The organism is Vibrio sp. 10N.222.49.C9 (assembly GCF_041474985.1).
Taxonomy (GTDB): Bacteria; Pseudomonadota; Gammaproteobacteria; order Enterobacterales; family Vibrionaceae; genus Vibrio; species Vibrio crassostreae_C.
The window spans coordinates 1-292 of sequence record NZ_JBFRVD010000975.1 but is presented as its reverse complement, the minus strand read 5'-3'; the positions used below and the strand labels follow the sequence as shown (position 1 = coordinate 292).

Sequence of the window (292 nt, the reverse complement as noted above, 5' to 3'; positions counted from 1 at the left end):
GTTTATAATAGCGGTTAAGATGCTGATTGGAAACACTATTTAACGAGAATTCTTCTAAGGATAAATATAACGGTGTTTAACCTTCTGACAGATCAGTGGTAAAATTGCTGCATAACTTCACAGATAAGGCACGTTATGTCTCTTGTATATTCAACGGAAGTCGGGCGTATCAAGCCTGAAGAAGAAAAAGTAGAACGTCCAAAGGGCGATGGTGTTGTGCGTATTCAACGTCAAACCAAGGGTAGAAAAGGCAAGGGCGTTTGTCTTGTCACTGGCCTAGATATGGACGACG

Annotated in this window: 1 pseudogene; it reads left to right on the top strand. The window is 41.4% G+C overall.

Annotation, left to right across the window (positions count from 1 at the left end):
* Positions 1 to 135: 135 nt before the first annotated feature.
* A pseudogene (locus AB4585_RS26490) lies at positions 136 to 292 on the top strand (stress response translation initiation inhibitor YciH); the annotation flags it as partial.